This window comes from Zobellella taiwanensis (assembly GCF_003012795.1).
Taxonomy (GTDB): domain Bacteria; phylum Pseudomonadota; class Gammaproteobacteria; order Enterobacterales; family Aeromonadaceae; genus Oceanimonas; species Oceanimonas taiwanensis.
Genome location: NZ_PXYH01000064.1, coordinates 1 through 417 on the forward strand (window position 1 = coordinate 1; position 417 = coordinate 417).

The 417-nt window shown below is 68.6% G+C and carries 1 pseudogene; it reads right to left on the bottom strand.

What is annotated here, in order from left to right:
* Positions 1-417: pseudogene (locus C7I36_RS16940) on the bottom strand (formate dehydrogenase); the annotation flags it as partial.

Sequence of the window (417 nt, forward strand, 5' to 3'; positions counted from 1 at the left end):
CCGTGGGCTGGCCGAACAGGCCATTGATCGCCGGCAGCGGCGGCTTGGCGCGCACCATGCCGCGCTTGCCTTCCAGGCTTTCGAGCAGGGAGGTCTCCTCGCCGCAGATGTAGGCGCCGGCGCCGAGGCGCACCTCCAGCTCGAAGGCGCGGCCGCAGCCCAGTATGTCCTGCCCCAGGTAGCCGGCCGCCCGGGCCCGCTCGATGGCGATATTGAGCAGCTCATGGGCCAGGGGGTATTCCTCGCGCAGGTAGATGTAGCCCTGGGTGGCGCCCACGGCGAGCCCGGCAATGATCATGCCCTCGATCAGCATGTAGGGATCGGACTCCATCACCAGCCGGTCGGCGAAGGTGCCGGAGTCGCCCTCGTCGGCGTTGCAGACGATGTATTTCTGCGCGCCTTTGGCGTCCAGCACCG